Source organism: Ralstonia sp. RRA (genome assembly GCF_037023145.1).
Classification (GTDB): domain Bacteria; phylum Pseudomonadota; class Gammaproteobacteria; order Burkholderiales; family Burkholderiaceae; genus Ralstonia.
Genome location: NZ_CP146091.1, coordinates 2,892,315 through 2,912,003 on the forward strand (window position 1 = coordinate 2,892,315; position 19,689 = coordinate 2,912,003).

Genomic DNA, 19,689 nt, shown 5'->3' on the forward strand with positions numbered 1-19,689 from the left:
CGCCACCCACAAAAGAGAACGGCCGCATCGTCTGCGGCCGTTTTTCATTGGGACGGGAGCACAGCAGGCGTCAGACGGACAGCCGCGTCTCGCCCTCCTTTTCTGCATCGCCCTTGCCGCTCTTGCCCGACTCATCGGCCTGCAGCGGCGAGTGCGCCGGCGCGCCCAATGCCTGACCGGTGTATTCGGCCACCACCTGTTTGAACAGGTGACGCGCCCACACCAGCATCGGATGCGTGTTGCGGCTGCGGTGCCACAGCATGTTCAGACCCAGCACGGTTTCAAGCTCGGACGGCAGCGGGAAGGCGTTCAGGTTGTACGCATCGCACACCAGATCCTTCATCAGCGAATTGACCGTGAAGATCATGTCGGTCTGGCTCGCCACCTCGGCCTGGGTGCGCCAGCCGTGCACGGTCATGGTGGAGTTGCGCTTCAGGCCGCGCTGCTGCAGTGCGTAGTCCAGCGGAATAAGCGACGGTGCCACGCGGTTGCCCGGGCTGCCCTGTGCGATGAAGATGTGCTCGCACTCGAGGTACTGCTCGAGCGTGCAGCGCTCGGCGAGGATCGGGTGGTCCTTGCGTGCGCAGACCCACATGTTGAAGGAGGTCACGACCTCTTCCATGATCTCCGGATGCCGCGTGGGGAACGGCGAGAACGCCAGGTCCAGCTCGTTGGCACGCATGGCGGCCACGTCGGCTTCCCACGAGGACGATTCGGTCAGACGCACCTGCAGGCCCGGTGCCAGGCGCTTGATGCGCAGCAGGAAGCGATCGAACAATGCATCACCCAACGTACCGGCAAAGCTGACGTTGAACGCACCGGTGGCCTCTGCCGGATCGAACGTGGCGATATCGCCTTCGTTGATGGCCGCCCACAGGTCGAGCATCTCGCGCACCTTGGGGCCGAGTTCGAGCGCCTTGGGCGTTGGCGTCAGGCCATGCGGGACGCGAATAAAGAGAGGATCGTCGAAGATCTCGCGCAGACGGCCCAGCGAATGCGACACCGCGGGCGCGGTCATGTGCATCTTTTCAGCCACGTATGTGGCGTTCCGCTTGCTGAGCAGCTCGACAAAAATCACCAACAGCTTGGTATCGACGTTGACCATGGGATGCCTTGGCTCAGACACGTTGGAAAGCTGAAATGGCAAACGTTGCAAGAGCAACGGCCAGATGGGCCGCAAATAGCCGCCACATCACAATGTAGTATTTGTTCAGTGTACGGAACACGTCTCAATTTTCAAAGCGAATTCCAGTGGCCCGCACCCTAAATTTGCTTCTGCGCAAACGTTTTCGTTTCGCACTATAACAAAGGCGGCAGACAGGTTCGAAAGCCCATCATGCCGCCTTTGCATGAAGCACCAGCCAGATTAACTGGCCTGCATCATGAACACGTCTGTGGCACGTTTCCTGTGCCACAAAGTGCGGATTACTTGGCCACCACGCGCGCCATTTCCAGGCACTTGTTCGAATAACCCCACTCGTTGTCGTACCAGCTCACGACCTTGATGAAGGTGCCGTCCAGCGCGATACCGGCTTCAGCGTCGAAAATCGAAGTGCGCGCATCGCCGCGGAAATCGGTGGCCACAACCTTGTCTTCCGTGTAGCCCAGCACGCCCTTCAGTGCGCCCTGGCTCTGTGCCTTCATTTCGGCGCAGATTTCAGCGTACGTGGCAGCGCTTTCCAGTTCGACGGTCAGGTCGACCACCGACACGTCGGAGGTCGGCACGCGGAACGACATGCCGGTCAGCTTCTTGTTGAGCTGCGGGATCACCACGCCCACGGCCTTGGCAGCGCCAGTGCTCGACGGGATGATGTTTTCCAGGATGCCGCGGCCGCCGCGCCAGTCCTTGTTCGACGGGCCATCGACGGTCTTCTGCGTGGCGGTGGCAGCGTGCACGGTCGTCATCAGGCCGCGCTTGATGCCCCACTTGTCGTTCAGCACCTTGGCAACCGGTGCCAGGCAGTTGGTCGTGCACGAGGCGTTCGAGATGATCGCTTCGCCCTTGTACGACTCATGGTTCACGCCGAACACGAACATCGGGGTGTCGTCCTTGGACGGGGCCGACATGATCACCTTCTTGGCGCCCGCGTCGATGTGCTTCTGTGCGCCTTCCTTGGTCAGGAAGATGCCGGTCGACTCGATCACCACGTCGGCGCCGACTTCGCCCCACTTCAGCTCGGACGGGTCCTTCACGGCGGTCAGGCGGATCTTCTTGCCGTTGACGACGAGCGTGTTGCCGTCGACCGCGACTTCGCCGTCGAAGCGGCCGTGCACCGAGTCGTACTTGAGCATGTACGCCAGGTAGTCGGGCTCGAGCAGGTCGTTGATGGCAACGACTTCGACGTCCTTGAAGTTGGCGATGGCGGCGCGGAACACCATGCGTCCGATGCGGCCGAAGCCGTTGATGCCGATCTTGATGGTCATGGTCAGTCTCCTGATAGCAAAGATGAAATCGAAAGCAACGCGGCACCTCGTGGGTGCCGCATGCGCAAATTCAGTTAAGCAATGACACTCTTGGCGGTGTTCACCACGTTTTCGACGGTGAAGCCGAAGTGCTTGAACAGCACGCCCGCCGGGGCCGATTCACCGAACGTGTCGATGCCGACCACAGCCTGCACCTGGTACTTCCACCAGAAGTCCGTCACGCCCGCTTCCACGGCAATGCGCGGCACGCCATGCGGGAGCACGCTGGCCTTGTAAGCCGAGTCCTGCTTGTCGAACACGGTGGTCGCCGGTACCGACACCACGCGGGCGTGGATGCCCTCGGCAGCCAGTTGGTCAGCCGCGCCAACCGCCAGGCCGACTTCCGAACCCGTGGCGATGATGACCACGTCCGGCTTGCCGTTGGCCGCATCGCGCAGCACGTAGCCGCCGCGGGCAATGGCTTCGCGGGTGGCGGGGTTGCGTGCCTGGAACGGCAGGTTCTGGCGGCTGAAAATCAGGCAGCTCGGGCCGTTCTGGCGCTCGATGGCTGCGGCCCAGGCGACGGCGGTTTCGGTGGTGTCGGCGGTGCGCCAGACATCCATGTTCGGGATCAGACGCAGGCTGGCGACGTGCTCGATCGACTGGTGCGTCGGGCCGTCTTCGCCCAGGCCGATGGAGTCGTGCGTGAAGACGAAGATCGAGCGGATCTTCATCAGCGCGGCCATGCGCAGGGCGTTGCGGCTGTAGTCGGAGAACGTCAGGAACGTACCGCCGTACGGAATGTAGCCGCCATGCAGCGCGATGCCGTTCATGATGGCGCTCATGCCGAACTCGCGCACACCGTAGTTGATGTGGTTGCCCCAGGCATCCACACGCACGGCCTTGCTGCCGCTCCAGTTGGTCAGGTTCGAGCCGGTCAGGTCGGCCGAGCCGCCCAGCAGCTCGCCCAGCACCGGGCCGTAGGCTTCCAGCGTGTTTTGGCTGGCCTTGCGGGTGGCGATGGTTTCAGCCTTCAGCTCGCACTTCTCGATGAACTCTTCGACGGCCTTTTCGAAGCTGGCCGGCAGTTCACCGCGCATGCGGCGCTCGAATTGCTCGGCTTCGGCCGGGTGGCGCTCGGAGTACGCATCGAACAGTGCGTTCCAGGCCTTTTCCACGGCTTGGCCTTGGCCCTTGGCGTCCCATGCGTCGTACACGGCTTGCGGGACTTCGAACGGGGCGTGCGGCCAAGCCAGCGCTTCGCGCGCGGCAGCGATTTCCACGCCGCCCAGCGGGGCGCCGTGCACGTCGTGACCGCCTTCCTTGTTGGGCGCGCCCTTGCCGATCACGGTGCGGCAGCAGATCAGCGTCGGCTTGTTCGACTTCTTGGCTTCAGCGATGGCGGCGTCCACAGCGTCCACGTTGTGGCCGTCCACGGCGCGAATCACGTTCCAGCCGTAGGCTTCGAAGCGCTTCGGGGTGTCGTCGTTGAACCAGTGCACGACCTCGCCGTCGATCGAGATGCCGTTGTCATCCCACAGCGCGATCAGCTTGTTCAGGCCCAGCGTGCCGGCCAGCGAGCAGGCTTCGTGGCTGATGCCTTCCATCAGGCAGCCATCGCCCAGGAAGACGTAGGTGTGGTGGTTGACGATGTCAAAGCCGGGGCGGTTGAACTCCTGGCCCAGCAGGCGTTCAGCCAGCGCCATGCCGACGGCGTTGGTGATGCCCTGGCCCAGCGGGCCGGTCGTCGTCTCAACGCCAGGGGTGATGCCGTATTCCGGGTGGCCGGCGGTCTTGCTGTGCAGTTGGCGGAAGTTCTTCAGTTCCGACATCGGCAGGTCGTAGCCGGTCAGGTGCAGCAGCGCGTAGATCAGCATCGAGCCGTGGCCGTTGGACAGCACGAAGCGGTCGCGATCCGGCCAGCGCGGGTTCAGCGGGTTGTGGCGCAGGTGGCGGCTCCACAGTGCCACGGCGATGTCTGCCATGCCCATCGGCGCGCCGGGGTGACCAGAATTGGCCTGCTGGACGGCGTCCATGGCAAGCACGCGGATGGCGTTGGCCATCAGCTGAGTGGGCTGGGTGGTATTCGAGTGGAGTGCGGGGGCGGTCATGCGAACCTGCGGGCGGAGAGACGGTAGGCGGGAAAACCGCGATTTTACCAGACGGACATGCCCCCGCTGGGGTGATCGCGGTCAGAAAAACGGGGGACAGCGCCCCCTCCCGGCCCCCCTCGCCCGCCAGGCTTACCACTCCGCCACGGAACCGTCGGCGTGGCGCCACACGGGGTTGCGCCAGTCGGGGGCTTCCTTGCTGCGCTCGATGACCAGCGCTTCGTCAATGTCCACGCCCAGGCCCGGCAGGCGCGGCGGGCGGATATAGCCGCCTTCCAGCGCGAAATCGGCCTTGTTGCGCACGTAATCGAGCAATTCGGCACCCTTGTTGTAGTGGATGCCCATGCTCTGCTCCTGCAACGTGGCATTCCAGCTCACAAAATCGACGTGCAGGCAGGCGGCGAGCGCGATCGGCCCAAGCGGGCAATGCGGCGCCAACGCCACATCGTAGGCCTCCGCCATGGCGGCGATCTTCACGCATTCGGTAATGCCGCCCGCGTGCGACAGATCTGGCTGCAGGATCGACACCCCGCCTGCCTCCAGCACGCGCTTGAAGTCGAAGCGCGAGAACATGCGCTCGCCGGCGGCAATCGGCAGATGGGTCTGCGCGGCCAGACGGGCGTAGGTCTCAGCCTGTTCGGCCAGAACAGGCTCCTCAATAAAGAGCGGGCGATACGGCTCCAGCTCCTTGATCAGCACCTTGGCCATCGGCGCAGACACGCGGCCGTGGAAGTCGAGCCCGAACTCAACCGTGTTGCCGAACGCCGAGCGGATTTCCGCCACCTTCGCCACCGCCGCGTCCACCGCGCGGGAGGTGTCGATGATGCCCATCTCCTCGCAGCCGTTGAGCTTGAAGTGGTCGAAACCGCCGGCCTGCAGCGCTTTCATGCCGGCAATCACATCGGCCGGGCGATCGCCGCCGACCCAGCTATAGGTGCGCATCTTGTCGCGCACGAGGCCGCCGAGCAGTTCATACACTGGCACGCCCAGCACCTTGCCCTTGATGTCCCACAGCGCCTGGTCGATGCCGGCGATGGCACTCATCAGGATCGGCCCGCCGCGATAGAAACCGGCGCGGTACATGGTCTGCCAGAGATCGTTGATACGGCTTGGGTCCTGGCCGATGAGGTAGTCGGACAGCTCATGCACCGCCGCTTCCACCGTGCGCGCGCGGCCTTCGATGACGGGCTCGCCCCAGCCGGTGACGCCTTCGTCGGTTTCGACTTTCAGGAACATCCAGCGCGGCGGCAGGCGGTAGGTGGTCAGGCGGGTGATTTTCATGGGTGGATGGTGCGATCGGGTTGAACAGTGCGATATGCAGTGACGAAGGCGCGTGCGCGCTCGGCGGTGCGTTCGACGGGCTGATTTGGGCGATACAGATCACTGCCGAGACCCGCGCCGATGCAGCCGGCGGCCAGGTAATCGGCGAGATTCTCCGGTGTGATGCCGCCGACGGCGAAGACCGGCACCTCGGCCGGCAGCACGGCCTTGAGCGCGCGCACGTAACCAGGGCCGAGATTGCCGGCGGGGAAGATCTTCAGCGCCTCGGCGCCCGCATCAAGCGCAGCAAAGGCTTCCGTGGCGGTCATGCAGCCGATGCAGGTGACGAGCTTGCGCGCGGCGGCAGCGCGGATAACGTCCGCGTTCGTATTGGGCGTGACAACCAGCTTGCCGCCTGCGGCGACCATCAGTTCAACGTCGTCGGGCTTCAGCACGGTGCCGGCGCCGATCAACGCGCGATCGCCAAAGGCACGGGCGACCAGTCGCACGCTCTGCGCCCAATCGGGCGAGTTCAGCGGGATTTCGATGGCATCAAAGCCGACGTCGACAAGTGCTTGCGTGTGCGCCAATACCTCGTCAGGCCGGATGCCGCGCAGGATGGCGATCAAGGGAAGATGAGCGGTCCAGGTCATGCGTTACTCGTGATAAAGCTGCGACCGGCCGCCATCGATCAGGATGTCGGTCGCGTTGATGAAGCGCGCCTCGTCGGAGGCGAGGAACAGCGCGGTGTAGGCCACCTCTTCGGGCTCGCCAATGCGCTTGCAGGGCAACAGTTCGGCCTGGCGACGGCGCTCGGCTTCTGGGTCTGGCGCGGCGGCAAAGCCCGCTTCGGCAATCGGCGTGAGGATCAGCCCCGGCGAGATCGAGTTCACGCGAATTCCACGCGCCGCATATTCAATGCCGAGTGCCCGCGTGAGTCCAATCAACCCGTGCTTGGCCACCGGATACGGAAATGCGCCCGGAATGATCTTGTGCCCGTGCACCGACGCGATGTTGACGATGCTGCCCGCCCCACGCGCCAGCATGTGCGGCAGCACGGCGCGAGCACAGTGCCAGGCGCCTTCGAGGTCGACGGAAAGACAGCGCGCCCAATCCTCCTCGCTCAGCTTGAGCGGATCGGAGAACACGTTGATGCCCGCGTTGTTGACCAGCACGTCTATACCGCCGAAGCGCTCGACGCCCGCCGCGACCATCGCGCCGATCTGGCTGCGGTCACGCACGTCGGCTTGGACGAGCAGGATGTTGTCGTCGCTGCCGATGGATGCGGCAAAGGCTTCGGCGCGTTCGTCGCGCACCAGCGCGTTGACGATCACGCGGGCGCCGTGCTGCGCAAACAGCTTGGCGATGGCACCACCAATGCCCTGCGTGGCGCCGGTCACCAGGGCGACCTTGCCAGCGAGGCGCGGCGGGAAAGACGTCGGACAAACAGTCATGCGTCAGATCGATGTGACGGTGAATTGGTAGCCGCGCTGCAAGCTCTGGCCGGTACCGAGAATGGTCAGGCCGTGGTCTTGCGGCAAGCCGGGCAGGTTGTGCGCGTTGATGGTGTGGTCGACGGGTTCAAAGCAGAAGAAGTCGTACTGGGCCGGGGTGTACAGCACATAGCGCGAGGTGGTGGCGCTCACTCGCACCGACAAGCGGCGACTTGGCCAAACGATGTCGGCAGCGCCGTCCCAGCCCTCGAAGCTGTGGTCGATGGTGCGGCCGGGCTCCAGTTGTCGGGGCTTGCGGAAGTCCGCATGCGGCGGCGGTGCCTGCAACACCGTTGGCAAATGGTCAGGCGCGGCTTGCCACATACCGGTGGCGCGCGCCTGCAGGCGCACGTCCGACGTACGCGGGAAGAACGGATGCACACCCAGCCCGAACGGTAACGGCGCGCCCTCGTTGCGCACCGTCAGTGCCATCTGCAGCGTGTTGCCCGCCAGCGTATAACGCTGCAACGCCAGATAACGAAACGGCTGGCCGTGGTCGACCATGGCCGCCAACTCGACAAACGTCTCACCCTTCGCCACCTGATGCCACGGCATCAGCCAGCCGTGGCCGTGCAGTGGATAGGTTTCGTCGTCGCGCGTGAGGGGCACCTCGATGGTCCGGCCCTCAAAGAGGAAACGCCCTCCGCCGATGCGGTTGGACCACGGCACCAGCGGGTAACACGCCAGCGCCTTCGGCTCGTGCAATGCCTCGTCAAGCTGGGCCGGGCGGAAAACGGGCACGACCTCACTCCCACGCAGCAGATCAAAGCGCAGCAGCCCGCCGCCCGACTGGGGCAGCACGTCAGCGCGCAGCACACCGTTCTCAAGCCGGAGCGTAGGCATGACCGAACCGGGCCTCCGGCAATCCGCGCACATTCGAAATAGGCAGTCGGAACACCGCGCCCGCGTTCACATCTTCAGCCAGGCGGCGCGCCGACAAACCCTCGCGGGCGCTGGTGACATACAGCGTGTCCAATGCGGCGCCACCGAATGCCGGACACGAAGGCTGCGACGCCGGTACCGCCACATGCACCAGCACCCGCCCATCCGGCGCATAGCGCGTAAGGCGGTTGCCGCCCCACTCTGCATTCCACAGGCAGCCCTCGGCATCGACGGTGGAGCCGTCGGGTGAGCCTTTGTGGCCCACGCCGTCATCCGCGTCACGCAAGTCGGCAAAGACACGGACGTGGCCAACTGCGCCGGTCTGGCCGTCGTAGTCACAGGCATGGATACGGCGGCTGTGCGTGTCGCACCAGTACATCGTCGTGCCGTCGGGGCTGAAGGCGATGCTGTTGGCGACCGTGATGTTGGGCAAGGCCAGGCGTTGCAGCACGCCCAGCGGCGTAAAACGGTAGAAGCTGCCGGTAGGCTCTGGGCCGCCTTCGTGCATGGTGCCGAAAACGTAGTTGCCGTAACGGTCCGCGCGCCCGTCGTTGACCCGCGTGCCCGCGACATCAGGTTCCACCGGAGCAAGCAACTCCAGCACGTTGGTTCGTGTATCGAAGCGTGCAACCTGCTTGGCAAGCCCGAGGATCAGCACACCGGGTTCGTCCGTCAACACGAACGAGCCCACCCGCTGCGGCAGCGGCCACTGGCGCTCCTGCCCTGTCGCCGGATCGTGCTGCCACAGCAGGAATTCCTGGATGTCGGTCCACCACAGCACACGCAGGGCGTCGTCCCAGACGATGCCTTCGCCCAGCGTGCAGCGCAGATCGGAAAGCGTGGTCGCGTTCATCGTTCCGCCCCTCCGCGATTCTTCAACTGATCGACCAGCACCGCTGCCAACAGAATGCCGCCGCGCACGAGGTACTGATAGAACGCGTCGATGTTCAGCAGGTTCATCGCGTTCTGCACGGTGCCCATGATGAGCACGCCGACCAGCACCCCGCTGATGCTCGCGCGGCCGCCCATCAACGACACGCCCCCCAGCACGCAAGCTGAGATCACGTTCAGCTCGAAGCCCTGCGCCGCGTTCGGCTGACCGCTGGTGATGCGCGCCGCCAGAATCACGCCCGCCAGCGCCGCAATCACGCCCTGGATCAGGAAGATGACGATACGCGTCATGTTGACGTTCACGCCCGCCAGACGCGCCGCTTCCGGGTTGCCGCCAATAGCCAGCGTATTGCGCCCGTAGATCGTCTTGTTGAGCAGCACGCCAAACACCACGAAGCACAGCGCCGCCACCCACACCGGCGTCGGCACGCCCAGGATGATGGTGTTGCCCAGATCGAAGAAGGCCATGTCCGACACGCCCACCGCCTGCCCGTGGGAGGCGATGAAGGCCAGGCCACGCACGATTTCCATCGTGGCCAGCGTGGTGATCAGCGCGTTGATCTTCAGCTTGGCGATCACGAAACCGTTGATGCCGCCGATCACCGCGCCCGCCACCAGACTGGCCCCGATACCGAGCGCGATGCTGCCGGTCGCGTTGATGATCATGGCGCACAGCACGCCGGCAAACGCCACCGTCGAGCCGATCGACAGGTCAAAGTCGCGCGAGGCCAGGCAGAACATCATGGTGCAGGCCACCATGCCGATCTGCGACACGGACAGCGCCAAACCCACCATGTTCTGCCACGAGAAGAAGTACTCAACCGAGAACGACAGCGCGGCAAACAGGATGGCGAAGATCAGCGGCAGGCTGAAATCGTCCAGCAGGCGAAGCAGGCGCGTCTTGTTCATAGAGGAACGGGCCGACGCAGCCAGGGCGTCGGCATGTTGCAAACGTTGAGACTGGGACATCTTGGACTCCGGGGTTCTCATGCCGCCAGCGGCGGCAAAGGTGCGGACGGCAGCGGCGCGGATTCAGGACGCAGGGCTAGCTTGAGGACCGCTTGCTCATTGGCCTGTTCGCGCGGCAGTTCGCCGGCGATGCGACCTTCGCTCATCACCAGCACACGGTCGGCCACGCCGAGGATCTCCGGCAACTCGCTGGAGATCATCAGCACCGCCACGCCGCGCTCGGCCAGCTCGTACAGCACCTGGTAGATCTCGTTCTTGGCACCGACGTCGATACCGCGCGTAGGCTCGTCGATGATCAGCACGCGCATGTCGTCTTCCGCCAGCCAGCGCGCCAGAATGGCCTTCTGCTGGTTGCCGCCGGACAGCAGCCGAATCTGCTGTTCGCGGTTGGGCGTCTTGATGCGCAAGCGGTTGATGTAGTGGTCGGCGGTCTTCGCTTCCTGCTTGTCGTTGACGAACAAACCAAAGCGCCGCTGGTTGCGCCGGCAACTGATGTTGATGTTCTCCGACACCGAGCGGCAGCCGATGATGCCCTCTTCCTTGCGGTCTTCCGGGCACAGCACGATGCCCTGGCGGATGGCGTCGGCCACATCGCGGATGCGGATGGGCGCGCCGTCCAGCGCGATGCTGCCGGCCGTTTTGCGATCGGCACCGTAGATCAACCGTGCCAACTCCGAGCGCCCCGCGCCTACCAGCCCGAACAGGCCGACGATCTCGCAACGCCGTACGGACAGGTTCGCCGGCTCCGCCAGCTTCGGGCCCATCAGGCCCTCCACTTGCAAGCGCACTTCACCGAGCGGGCGCGCGCGGTAATCAAAGATGTCGTCGATCTGGCGCCCGACCATCTGCGCGACCAGTTCGTCGCGTGTGACGTTCGCCATCGACGGGAAATCCGCCACCTTGCGGCCATCGCGGAAGATCGTGCAGCCGTCGCACAGCTCGAAAATCTCATCCAGCCGGTGCGAGATGTAGATCAGCGCCCGGCCCTGCGCGCGCAGGTCTTTGACCAGCCGGAACAGGATGTCGGTCTCGCGGATCGACAGCGAACTCGTCGGTTCATCCAGCGCAATCACCCGCGCATCGCGCAGGATCGCCTTGCAGATTTCCACCATCTGGCGCTGGCCGATCGACAGGTGCTTCAGCTTGGCACGCGGGTCCAGATCGACGCCGATGCGGCCGAGCTGTTCGCGCGTCCAGGCCATCGCCTCGCGCTGGCGGATGAACCCGCCGCTGGCCGGCAAGTGGCCAAGCAGCAGGTTGTCCATCACCGTCAGCTCGGGCACCGTCTGCAGCTCCTGATGGATGACAGCAATGCCGGCATCGAGCGCCGCCCGCGTGGTCGGGAACGCGGTCGGTTTGCCCTCGACGACGATCTGGCCGCCATCCGGCTGGTAGTCGCCGCCGAGGATCTTCAACAGCGTCGACTTACCCGCGCCGTTCTCGCCCAGCAAGCCGTGCACGCGGCCACATTCGATGCCGAACGACACATCGGACAGCGCCCGCACACCCGGAAACACCTTGCTGATGCCACGAAACTCAAGAAACGCCGACATGGCGAGTCTCCTTCGCTACCGTCTTCATTTGTCCCACCGCTGGTGCCTTGCGTCCCATCACCGGGTCTTTTTGGCTTGAAGCTGACACTTTGAGTGTCACTACCCGGGTCTTTTTGTCTCGAAGTTGACTCTCAGAGAGCCACTACTGGGCCTTTTTGTCCCGAAGCTGACGCTCTGAGAGCCACTACCGGCTCTTTTTGTCCCAACGTTGGCACGCTGGAGAGCCAACGTTGGGGCTTTCTGTCCCGCCGCTGGCTCCTGGCGTACTACCGTCACCCGCCGGTGCTCAAAGGCCCATTTCCTGGCGGACGGCCTTCTCGTTGTCGCGCGTCATCAGACGGCCGCTGGTGAGGATGAGCGGGTCCGGCGCCTTGTTGGCCTTGATCCACTCATACATGTTCAGCGAGGTCTCGTAGCCGTGGCGCTTCGGGCTGATGAGCACGGTGCCGAAGAAGCCGGTCTTCTCAGGCTTGGAGAATTCGTTGAGTGCCGACTGGCTGCCGCCGATGCCCACGCCGATGATGTCGGCCGGCTTCACGCCATGACCTTCCGCCGCACGCACCGCACCGAGTACCGCCTCGTCATTCAGGCCGAACGCGATCCAGTGCTTGAACTTCGGGTTCTTGGTGAGCGTGATGTTGGCGGCGTTGAAGGCGGCTTCCGTGTCCGTCTTGGCCTGCGGGCTGGTCAACACGTTGGCAGCAGGAAAGCCCGCCTTGGTGAGCGCGGCCACGGCGCCGTCGGTGCGTTCCTTGGCGGTCGGCAACTGGTCATAGGCGATGCGGATGGCGCCAACGTCAGCGAGGTTCCAGCCGCGCTTCTTCATCTCCTGCGCAATCGCGTCGCCCACCTGCTCGCCGATCTTCGTGGCCAAGATGCCCATGTGCGGCACCGATTCGATCGGCTTACCGGCGCCGTCGACCAGACGGTCATCCACCGTCATCAGCTTGAGGTTGTTCTGCTTGGCCTTGGCCACCACAGCCGGCCCGAGCTTCACGTCCGGCACGCAGATCACGAAACCCTGCGCATGCTGCGCGCCTAGGTTGTCGATGGCGGTCAGCACCTCACCACCGCTGGGCACGCCAATCTTCACCAGCTTGAACCCCTTCTCCTTGGCGGCCTGGTCGGCGAACTTCCATTCGTCCTGGAACCAGGGCTCTTCCGGCTGCTTGACCAGGAAGCCGATCTTCACGTCGTCTGCCGCGTGGGCAAACCCACCAGCGATGGCAAACAGCGTGGCGGCCGCGATGGCCTTGAAGGTAACACGTCGTTGTTGGTTCATCTTGTCTCCTTTCGGCGCCGTCTTGGCGGCACCTGTTTTGCTGTGGATAACCACTGTGGACAACTGCTGTGGATAACCGTTGTGGATAAATCGGCCAGGCCGCGCCAGCGCTAGGCTTGCGCCACCTTCAACGTCTTCACCAGACCCCGCTCGCGGGCGATGGCAATCGCGCCGCTGCCGGCCAGGTGTTCCTGCTGTTCACTGCTGGTCACTGTGACCTTGCCCGAGAAGAAATCGTCGTCCGACACCAGCACGGCCAGCGCCTCGCGCAGCAGCGGCTTGCCGGTGATGACGAACTGCGTACCCGGGTTCATGCGGATCGCGCTGCTGTTCTTGAGCGTGAGCAAATCCGCGCCCAGCACCGCGCCCAGCAGGAAGTTGGCCCGCGCATTGCGCTCGTAGATCGTGAACTGGCCCAGCGTGCGCACCATGAAACAGGCGCGCCCCAGCCCGATGCTGCTGGCGCTGCGCGCGCCGGCCAGCAACATCTCCGGATCGACCTCACTGGCGAAGTCGGAATCCACCGAATCGGCCAGGATGGTGTTGTGCGTGATCACGTGCAGCAACTCACCGGCCAGCGTCGTCACGCAACCGGTGATGCGCTGGTCGGCATCCAGATGCACGAACTTCGAGTGCGAGCCCGGCAGCACGATTACCGCCGGTTCGGTGATGGAGAGACGCGAGACCAGGCCCATCGTCTCGACCTCTTCGCCACGCATCATGTCCATCGACTCGATGTTGTGCAGGCCGAGGTTATCCACCGGATTGCGCACGCCCGGCACAAACCAGATCGGCTGGGCGCACACCTCGGGGATGCTCGCCTGCACCATGCCGGCAGCCAGATCGCGCAGGCCGGCCGGCGCCACCAGGTGCGGCACTTCGTGCAGGCCGACATTGGAGGTGATCATGCCGGACGCCAGCACGAGGTCGACCTGGTTGATGACGAGGCCGGCCTTCTGCAGCGCGGCTTCGACAGTGTCCTGCACGCCGCGCTGCAGCGTCGTCTTGTTGCCGGTGATGGCGGTGTCGCGCACCCCGACCTGGCGCGCGGCCTGGCAGAGTGCAACGTCATCACGCCACACCGTGACGCGCGTGTTGGTGGTACCGGTGTCGATGGTGAGGATGTTCATGCGTGGCATTGCTTGGGTGTTACGAAGGACATGGCCCAGGGGTGAAGCCGGCTCAGGATCCGTAGCGAGCGGCCCGAGGTTGACCCGAGAAGCGCAACCGTACATGGGTACGGTGAGCATCGCAGGGGCAAGATCGGGACGCGCAGTAGGATCATGTGCAGGTTTTTCAGAACGAGTGGACGACACCCGTATAGGCACCCAGTTGGTTCTTACCCGGCGCCGGGTTGTTGTTGGTCGCCTCCACCGAGAAGTTGGCGGTGGCGCTGTTCTGCACGGTGCCGACGCTGGCGTACAGCATCGTGCGCTTCGAGAGGTTGTAGTTCGCGCCCAGCATGAACAGGTTGGCGTTGCCGCCGCCGTTGTTCACGTTGATGCGGTAGGCGGCACCGATCAGCGTCAACGCCGGTGTGAGCTCGTAGTTCACGCCCAGCCAGTAGTGGTTGGCCTTGGTGGGCGCACCGACCGGGGCATCCGGCGCAGAGAGGTTTTCGTACACGGCAAACAGCTTCGCCTTGCCGAGGGTGTACGTGCCGCCGATCGTCGCTTCCTTTGAGAAGTTAAAGAGGTCGCTGAACTTGCCGTTCGCATCGCGGATGACGTCGTAGATCGCGCGCACTTCCACCGGCCCTGCGGTGTAGACGGCAGACACGCCATCCCGGCGGCTGTTCTTGAACGAACCCGGCTGCTCGCCCAGCCCGGTCTGCAGGCCAATCTGGAAGCCGCCCCAGGTCGGGCTCTGGTATTCGACGATGTTGTTGGCGCCGGGCCAGTTACGCCCACGCACCAGCGTGGCCGAGCCGATGAACTGCTGGCCCGTCGGGTCCAGGAACCAGACGTCATTGCTGATGAACAGGTTCTTACCGGCGGTCAACGTGCCCCAGGTCGGGCTCGACAGACCGACGTACGAACGGCGGTTGAACAGCGCGTTGCCATTGGTGGTGCCATCGGTGGAGTGGAAGCCCGACTCCAGGCGGAACACGGCCTTCAGGCCACCGCCCAGGTCTTCCTTGCCCATCAGACCGAACATGCTGGTGCCCCACTGGTTGTCAGCACCACGCCAGAGGCTGCCGCCGGACGATGTCGCGGTGGGCGCGACGTTGTTCTGGTAGTCGATGCCGGCAGCGACGCGGCCGTACAACGTGACGTTGGTTTGTGCGAGGGCGGGAGCGGCGGTCCAGCCCGCCAGCGCAAGCCCGCACGCCAGCATCCCGCGAACAGCGGTGGTTCGATTCATGACGTCTCCTGTGATGTTTTTTTAGGTGGGGTCCGGCTGGTTCGCGTGATTGAGATCGCTTGTGCAAACCGAGTCGTAGCTCGCGCCGTCCCCAGGCGCATTTGTAGTCGCCCGGGCCTTAACGTGGCAAACTACAAATTCTTCGCGAGACGTTAAATTTTTCTTAACGAGAACGCATGGCACGGCGCCTTCCTCCCCTCAATGCATTGCGCGTCTTTGAAGTCGCGGGCCGCAACCTGAGCTTCAGCCGGGCCGCTGATGAGCTGTGCGTGACCAATGCCGCGGTCAGCCACCAGATCAAGCAGCTCGAAGACCATCTGGGTAAAAAGCTGTTCCTCCGCCGCAACAACCAGCTCGCGCTGACGGATGCCGGCGACAACTACCTCCCCCGCGTGCGTGATGCCCTGCGCGCGATCGAGCAAGCCACCGACCTGCTGATGGACACCGCCGACGCCCCGCTGCGCGTGGCGGTGCCTCCAACCTTCGGCGCCAAGTGGCTGGTGCCACGTCTGTACCGCTTCTTCAACCAGCATCCGCATGTGCGCGTCGAGGTCTCCACCGCCGACGTGCAGGATCACGGCCAGTTCGACCTCTGCATCGACGACCGCCAGGTCAACGCGCCCAACCTGCGCGTCGAGTGGTTCACCTCCACCGACTTCTTCCCCGTGTGCAACGCCGCGCTGCAGCAGGCAATCCGCATGCCGCAGGATTTGGCCGCGCACACGCTGCTGCACGAGCGCGGCGGGCGCCATCTCGCACACCACCCGACGTGGCAGCAATGGCTTGATGAAGTGGGCGTGCGCCAGATCAATGCCACGCGCGGGCCGGCCTTCTCTGAAGCGCTGATGGCGCTGCAGGCGGCCATTGATGGTCAGGGTGTGGCGCTCGGCCAGGGCATCCTTGTTGAATACGACATCGCGGCCGGGCGCCTCGTGCGGCCGCTGGCGACGGAGGCGTCATTGCGCCTGTCGTACTACCTGATCCATCCGCACGAGGCGGTGGAACATCCGGGCTTCGCGCTGTTCCGCCAATGGCTTGCCGATGAAGTCGCACGCAGCGGTGGCCGCGCGCGCAACCAGCAGATGCCGGGCGAGGTGTTTTGATTTCTTTTTGATTGTGGCGTTGCAGGCGCTCTACACTAGTCGTCCGAGGTCATCTTGCACCGGCTGCAGGAGCAACACCATGAGCTTCCCCCGCCCCGCCAATACTCCGTGGCTCGTCCCGTACCTGACCGTGCATGACGCATCGGCCGCCATCGCTTTCTATCGCAATGCCTTTGGCTTTGAGGTGCAGGATGAGGTGCACGACCATGGGCGCCCCATCCACGTCGAGATGACCTACCAGGGCGAACTGATGCTGATGTTCGCACCCGAAGGCGCATTCGGCACCACCGCCAAAGCCCCGGCAGCCGCCGGCTTCGAATGTCCGCAGAGTTTTCACCTGTACTGCGAAGACGTGGACGCCGCCTACCAGCGTGCGTTGGACCAGGGCGCCACGTCCATCATGGCACCGCACGACGCCTTCTGGTGCGAACGCTATGCCGCCGTGCGCGACCCCGACGGCTATCGCTGGGGCCTCGCCTGCCGCCCGGCCACCGAAGGCTGATGGCTTCGCCTGACCCGAATCATCACAAGGATTGCTTCAATGGGGCTTCCCCGTTTTTACGTCGACACACCGCTCGCCCCGCACACCGCCGTCACCCTGTCTGAAGCCGTCACGCGCCACATCCACGTGCTGCGCCTGGCCATCGGCGACGAGGTCTGCCTGTTCGATGGCTCCGGCCACGAATTCCACGCGCGGCTCGATGCCATCAACAAGCGCGATGCCACCGCCAGCCTCGCTGAGTCCACGCGCCCTGACACCGAAGCGCGCTACAACATCACGCTCGCCCAAGGCATTGCCGGCGGCGACAAGATGGATTGGCTAATCGAGAAGGCGGTCGAATTGGGCGTACACGCCATCGCCCCGCTGCAAACCGAGCGCGGCGTGGTGCGGCTCTCCGGTGAACGCGCCACCAAGCGCGTGCAGCACTGGCAAGCCCTCGTGCAGGCCGCCTGCGAACAATGCGGTCGCGCACGCGTGCCGGCTGTCGCGCCGGTCGCCACGCTGCGCGAGTGGCTGGCGACGGCCAAGTCGACGGACACGCCGCGCGTCTTGCTGTCGCCGCGCGGAACACAATCGCTCACGCAATGGGCCGTGCAATCGCGCGAGCGTATCGAGAGCGCTGGCGTCGAATTGCTGATCGGCCCCGAAGGCGGCCTTTCCCCCGACGAAGAGGCATTGGCCGAAAGTGCAGGTTTCTTACCGCTGACACTCGGGCGACGTATTCTGAGAACGGAGTCGGCGGCGCTGGTTGCCGTGTCCGCGCTGCACGCCGTGCTCGGCGAGTTTTAAGTTTCGTGTTCTAACAACGCAACACTGACCGTTTGATCCCCCGGCGGGCGCCTATCCCTGTCCCGCCATTGACCATAGGAGCTTCATCATGGGTCTACTCGATTCACTCCTCGGCGGAGGCCAACCCAACAAGAAAGTGCTGCTTGCCGTGGGCGTGCTGGCCTATCTGGCAATGAAGCACGGCAAAACGCCAGACGCCGGCAACGGCGCCCAACCGCAGCAAGAACAAGACGGCGGCCTGTTGGGTTCGCTAGGTAGCCTGCTGGGCGCGGCAGGCGGTGCCGGTGCGTTGGGCAGCCTGCTGGGCGGTGCCGGCGGCGCAGGTGGCCTGGGCGGTCTGCTTGGCGGCTTGCTGGGTGGCGGCAGCGGCAACGCAGATCAGGCTGCGGCAGGCGGCCTCGGCCCGCTGCAGCAGATCCTGGAACAAGCCGGCCTGGGCGAACAGGTCAAATCGTGGATCGGCAACGGCCAGAACCTGCCAGTGTCGGGCGAGCAGATCACGCAAGCGCTGAGCGGCACCGGTGCGCTGGAGGAAGTGTCGAAACTGGCCTCCACCTTCGGCATCAATGAAAGCGATCTCGCCAACCAGCTCGCCGAAGGTCTGCCGGAAGCGGTGAACCATCTCACGCCGCAAGGTGCGCTGCCAGCAGCCTGAGCATCGCCGCAAGAAAGCAAAAAGCCCGCATCTGCGGGCTTTTTTGGTGCAACGCCGATCAATCAGCGCTGAGTCAACTCAACTTCACGCGAACGAGTAGAACACGCGGAACTGCACCTTGCGCTCGCCCCAGAACTCAGCGGCATCGCGGAACACATCCAGCAGCACTTCGCGCGCTTCCTTGTCGAACTTCGGCTGGCACGGCAGGCCTTCAAGCACGATCACGAAACCCGGCTGCGGGCCGGCCTTGTAGATCATGTCGGTCAGGCAGTCTGCCAGGGCGTCGAAGTTCTTGCCAAAGTGCTTGGGGAACAGGAATTCGCGCGCGATCACGTCGAGCACTTCGCTCTTGGTGGTTGCCGCCGCGCAGTTCGCATACAGGAAATGCTGACCGAGGCTCGCCGCCGATTCCGCCAGATCCGCCACCCGGAACGCGCGGATCGATTGCACGATATTCGGACGCACCGTCTTGAACAGGTTCATGGCGTCTTCACGCGCTCCGTCGTCGTCCGTCTTGGTGATGTCCTGCGTCATGATGTTGTGCGGTGCATTGTGCGGCGCGTTCTGGGGCAACTTGGCCGCGCCGCCGATGCGTGCGCCCAGGGATTGCATCCCCACCACGCCATCGTACAGATTCTGCGCCTTGTGCCACACCTCGCGGGCCACGCGCTCATCGCGTGCGGTGAGCGAGTCGTCCAGCCCAAACATGTTGGTCGTCATCGCTGTATCCGTTGAAAACTGTTGTAGTGATCGTCCGTGTAGTAGCAGTCGTTGGCTGCCTGCTGATCGCCGCCGCAAATGATGCGCTTGGCACCCCGGTTGCGCGCCCCACGCGTCTTGACGGTGTACTCGTGGTAGTACCCGCGCCGCTGTGCCGGCAAACGTCGTTCATAGTTGCCGAACGTGGTGCCATCTTTCCCATATGGGAACGGGCCGCCTTGCTCAATCAATGCCAGCGTGCGCTGCGCCTCATTTGGCAAGTCTGCTGAGCGAATGGTTCCCACGACGGCAGACATGCCGGTGGTGTCCCGGGCAACCGCGTGGGTAGGCAAGCCGACCACGGCCAACGCAAGCGTTGCCGCCAGCGCGCCGCGCGCCACTGCCTGAGATACGGAGCGGCCGATCCACGCTCCAAGTCGCTTTGTCATCAGCAGGCCCTAACGGGAGAATCGCGCCAGCCGGACAGACCGGCGCAGGTCACAAGCGCAGGTGACCATCCAATAGAAAACGGACGGCCGATTTGCAGCTGAAAAGCGAAGCGGCTCAATGCGTAAAAGCTTGCGGGAACATGACAAGTCGGGCGACTGCCGAAGACTTGGGGAATCCTTCCGCCAGCAAATTGCGCGCACCAAACGAGGCGACTTGGTCAGACGTGTGCATGGAAAATCGCTTCCTTAAACCCCGTCTGTCCCGGTACGGACCTCATGTGCTC

The 19,689-nt window shown here is 64.2% G+C and carries 19 protein-coding genes; 4 read left to right on the forward strand and 15 right to left on the reverse strand.

The genetic code is table 11. The features are described from left to right. Positions 1-70 precede the first annotated feature (70 nt). The 13 genes from V6657_RS13935 to V6657_RS13995 all read right to left on the reverse strand — a co-directional run bounded on the left by V6657_RS13935 (position 71) and on the right by V6657_RS13995 (position 15,208). Positions 71-1,105: a LysR family transcriptional regulator gene (locus V6657_RS13935; protein ID WP_048933056.1), complete on the reverse strand. Its 1,035-nt coding sequence runs from the start codon at positions 1,103-1,105 to the stop codon at positions 71-73. Positions 1,106-1,425: 320 nt separating this feature from the next. Next, positions 1,426-2,424, reverse strand: coding sequence for a type I glyceraldehyde-3-phosphate dehydrogenase (gap, locus tag V6657_RS13940; protein ID WP_048933057.1), 999 nt, complete (start codon positions 2,422-2,424; stop codon positions 1,426-1,428). Positions 2,425-2,498: 74 nt separating this feature from the next. Beyond that, the gene (gene tkt, locus V6657_RS13945; protein WP_048933058.1) at positions 2,499-4,514 is read right to left on the reverse strand and encodes a transketolase; all 2,016 of its coding nucleotides are present in this window, start codon (positions 4,512-4,514) and stop codon (positions 2,499-2,501) included. 132 nt (positions 4,515-4,646) lie between these two features. After that, the gene (gene dgoD / locus V6657_RS13950; protein WP_048933059.1) at positions 4,647-5,795 is read right to left on the reverse strand and encodes a galactonate dehydratase; all 1,149 of its coding nucleotides are present in this window, start codon (positions 5,793-5,795) and stop codon (positions 4,647-4,649) included. Then, positions 5,792-6,427 carry a 2-dehydro-3-deoxy-6-phosphogalactonate aldolase gene (locus tag V6657_RS13955; RefSeq protein WP_048933060.1) on the reverse strand — a complete coding sequence of 212 codons (636 nt, stop codon included), beginning with the start codon at positions 6,425-6,427 and terminating at the stop codon, positions 5,792-5,794. The genes dgoD and V6657_RS13955 overlap by 4 nt, the downstream gene beginning before the upstream one ends. 3 nt (positions 6,428-6,430) lie before the next feature. Further along, the gene (locus V6657_RS13960; RefSeq protein WP_048933061.1) at positions 6,431-7,228 is read right to left on the reverse strand and encodes an SDR family oxidoreductase; all 798 of its coding nucleotides are present in this window, start codon (positions 7,226-7,228) and stop codon (positions 6,431-6,433) included. A 3-nt stretch (positions 7,229-7,231) separates the two neighbouring features. Beyond that, positions 7,232-8,110 (reverse strand): aldose 1-epimerase, encoded by an 879-nt coding sequence (locus V6657_RS13965; protein WP_048933062.1) that lies wholly within the window; start codon positions 8,108-8,110, stop codon positions 7,232-7,234. Next, positions 8,091-9,002 carry an SMP-30/gluconolactonase/LRE family protein gene (locus tag V6657_RS13970; protein ID WP_048933063.1) on the reverse strand — a complete coding sequence of 304 codons (912 nt, stop codon included), beginning with the start codon at positions 9,000-9,002 and terminating at the stop codon, positions 8,091-8,093. The genes V6657_RS13965 and V6657_RS13970 overlap by 20 nt, the downstream gene beginning before the upstream one ends. Further along, entirely contained in the window at positions 8,999-10,009 is a 1,011-nt protein-coding gene (gene araH / locus V6657_RS13975; protein ID WP_048933064.1) for an L-arabinose ABC transporter permease AraH, read from the reverse strand. The genes V6657_RS13970 and araH overlap by 4 nt, the downstream gene beginning before the upstream one ends. Before the next feature lie 17 nt (positions 10,010-10,026). Then, on the reverse strand, positions 10,027-11,562 hold the full coding sequence (gene araG, locus V6657_RS13980) for an L-arabinose ABC transporter ATP-binding protein AraG (RefSeq protein ID WP_048933065.1): 1,536 nt from the start codon (positions 11,560-11,562) through the stop codon (positions 10,027-10,029). A gap of 286 nt (positions 11,563-11,848) precedes the next feature. Then, complete coding sequence (locus V6657_RS13985) at positions 11,849-12,844, reverse strand: arabinose ABC transporter substrate-binding protein (protein WP_048933066.1); 996 nt, start codon at positions 12,842-12,844, stop codon at positions 11,849-11,851. A gap of 110 nt (positions 12,845-12,954) precedes the next feature. Continuing rightward, positions 12,955-13,974 carry a 2-dehydro-3-deoxygalactonokinase gene (locus tag V6657_RS13990; protein ID WP_048933067.1) on the reverse strand — a complete coding sequence of 340 codons (1,020 nt, stop codon included), beginning with the start codon at positions 13,972-13,974 and terminating at the stop codon, positions 12,955-12,957. Positions 13,975-14,140: 166 nt separating this feature from the next. After that, positions 14,141-15,208: a porin gene (locus V6657_RS13995; RefSeq protein ID WP_048933068.1), complete on the reverse strand. Its 1,068-nt coding sequence runs from the start codon at positions 15,206-15,208 to the stop codon at positions 14,141-14,143. A 176-nt stretch (positions 15,209-15,384) separates the two neighbouring features. On the opposite strand from V6657_RS13995, the gene gcvA reads away from it, so the two are divergent. From gcvA to V6657_RS14015, 4 genes are all read left to right on the forward strand, one after another. Beyond that, complete coding sequence (gene gcvA / locus V6657_RS14000; protein WP_048933069.1) at positions 15,385-16,311, forward strand: transcriptional regulator GcvA; 927 nt, start codon at positions 15,385-15,387, stop codon at positions 16,309-16,311. Positions 16,312-16,390: 79 nt separating this feature from the next. Continuing rightward, positions 16,391-16,813, forward strand: a complete 423-nt coding sequence (locus V6657_RS14005) for a glyoxalase/bleomycin resistance/extradiol dioxygenase family protein (RefSeq protein WP_048933070.1) — start codon at positions 16,391-16,393, stop codon at positions 16,811-16,813. Positions 16,814-16,852: 39 nt separating this feature from the next. Further along, the gene (locus V6657_RS14010) at positions 16,853-17,602 is read left to right on the forward strand and encodes a 16S rRNA (uracil(1498)-N(3))-methyltransferase (RefSeq protein ID WP_048933071.1); all 750 of its coding nucleotides are present in this window, start codon (positions 16,853-16,855) and stop codon (positions 17,600-17,602) included. A gap of 88 nt (positions 17,603-17,690) precedes the next feature. Beyond that, a complete protein-coding gene (locus tag V6657_RS14015) occupies positions 17,691-18,257 on the forward strand; it encodes a YidB family protein (RefSeq protein ID WP_048933072.1) in 567 nt (188 codons plus the stop codon). Positions 18,258-18,341: 84 nt separating this feature from the next. Here the strand turns inward: V6657_RS14015 and V6657_RS14020 are convergent, their stop codons facing one another. Both V6657_RS14020 and V6657_RS14025 read right to left on the reverse strand, forming a co-directional pair. Continuing rightward, entirely contained in the window at positions 18,342-18,977 is a 636-nt protein-coding gene (locus V6657_RS14020) for a barstar family protein (RefSeq protein WP_048933073.1), read from the reverse strand. Beyond that, entirely contained in the window at positions 18,974-19,405 is a 432-nt protein-coding gene (locus V6657_RS14025; protein ID WP_048933074.1) for a ribonuclease domain-containing protein, read from the reverse strand. The genes V6657_RS14020 and V6657_RS14025 overlap by 4 nt, the downstream gene beginning before the upstream one ends. Between the last annotated feature and the right edge of the window lie 284 nt (positions 19,406-19,689).

Bases quoted from the DNA above. Each gene is read 5' to 3' on its own strand.
- V6657_RS13935 (WP_048933056.1), bottom strand. From the start codon at position 1,105: ATGGTCAACGTCGATACCAAGCTGTTGGTGATTTTTGTCGAGCTGCTC.
- gap (WP_048933057.1), bottom strand. From the start codon at position 2,424: ATGACCATCAAGATCGGCATCAACGGCTTCGGCCGCATCGGACGCATG.
- tkt (WP_048933058.1), bottom strand. From the start codon at position 4,514: ATGACCGCCCCCGCACTCCACTCGAATACCACCCAGCCCACTCAGCTG.
- dgoD (WP_048933059.1), bottom strand. From the start codon at position 5,795: ATGAAAATCACCCGCCTGACCACCTACCGCCTGCCGCCGCGCTGGATG.
- V6657_RS13955 (WP_048933060.1), bottom strand. From the start codon at position 6,427: ATGACCTGGACCGCTCATCTTCCCTTGATCGCCATCCTGCGCGGCATC.
- V6657_RS13960 (WP_048933061.1), bottom strand. From the start codon at position 7,228: ATGACTGTTTGTCCGACGTCTTTCCCGCCGCGCCTCGCTGGCAAGGTC.
- V6657_RS13965 (WP_048933062.1), bottom strand. From the start codon at position 8,110: ATGCCTACGCTCCGGCTTGAGAACGGTGTGCTGCGCGCTGACGTGCTG.
- V6657_RS13970 (WP_048933063.1), bottom strand. From the start codon at position 9,002: ATGAACGCGACCACGCTTTCCGATCTGCGCTGCACGCTGGGCGAAGGC.
- araH (WP_048933064.1), bottom strand. From the start codon at position 10,009: ATGTCCCAGTCTCAACGTTTGCAACATGCCGACGCCCTGGCTGCGTCG.
- araG (WP_048933065.1), bottom strand. From the start codon at position 11,562: ATGTCGGCGTTTCTTGAGTTTCGTGGCATCAGCAAGGTGTTTCCGGGT.
- V6657_RS13985 (WP_048933066.1), bottom strand. From the start codon at position 12,844: ATGAACCAACAACGACGTGTTACCTTCAAGGCCATCGCGGCCGCCACG.
- V6657_RS13990 (WP_048933067.1), bottom strand. From the start codon at position 13,974: ATGAACATCCTCACCATCGACACCGGTACCACCAACACGCGCGTCACG.
- V6657_RS13995 (WP_048933068.1), bottom strand. From the start codon at position 15,208: ATGAATCGAACCACCGCTGTTCGCGGGATGCTGGCGTGCGGGCTTGCG.
- gcvA (WP_048933069.1), top strand. From the start codon at position 15,385: ATGGCACGGCGCCTTCCTCCCCTCAATGCATTGCGCGTCTTTGAAGTC.
- V6657_RS14005 (WP_048933070.1), top strand. From the start codon at position 16,391: ATGAGCTTCCCCCGCCCCGCCAATACTCCGTGGCTCGTCCCGTACCTG.
- V6657_RS14010 (WP_048933071.1), top strand. From the start codon at position 16,853: ATGGGGCTTCCCCGTTTTTACGTCGACACACCGCTCGCCCCGCACACC.
- V6657_RS14015 (WP_048933072.1), top strand. From the start codon at position 17,691: ATGGGTCTACTCGATTCACTCCTCGGCGGAGGCCAACCCAACAAGAAA.
- V6657_RS14020 (WP_048933073.1), bottom strand. From the start codon at position 18,977: ATGACGACCAACATGTTTGGGCTGGACGACTCGCTCACCGCACGCGAT.
- V6657_RS14025 (WP_048933074.1), bottom strand. From the start codon at position 19,405: ATGACAAAGCGACTTGGAGCGTGGATCGGCCGCTCCGTATCTCAGGCA.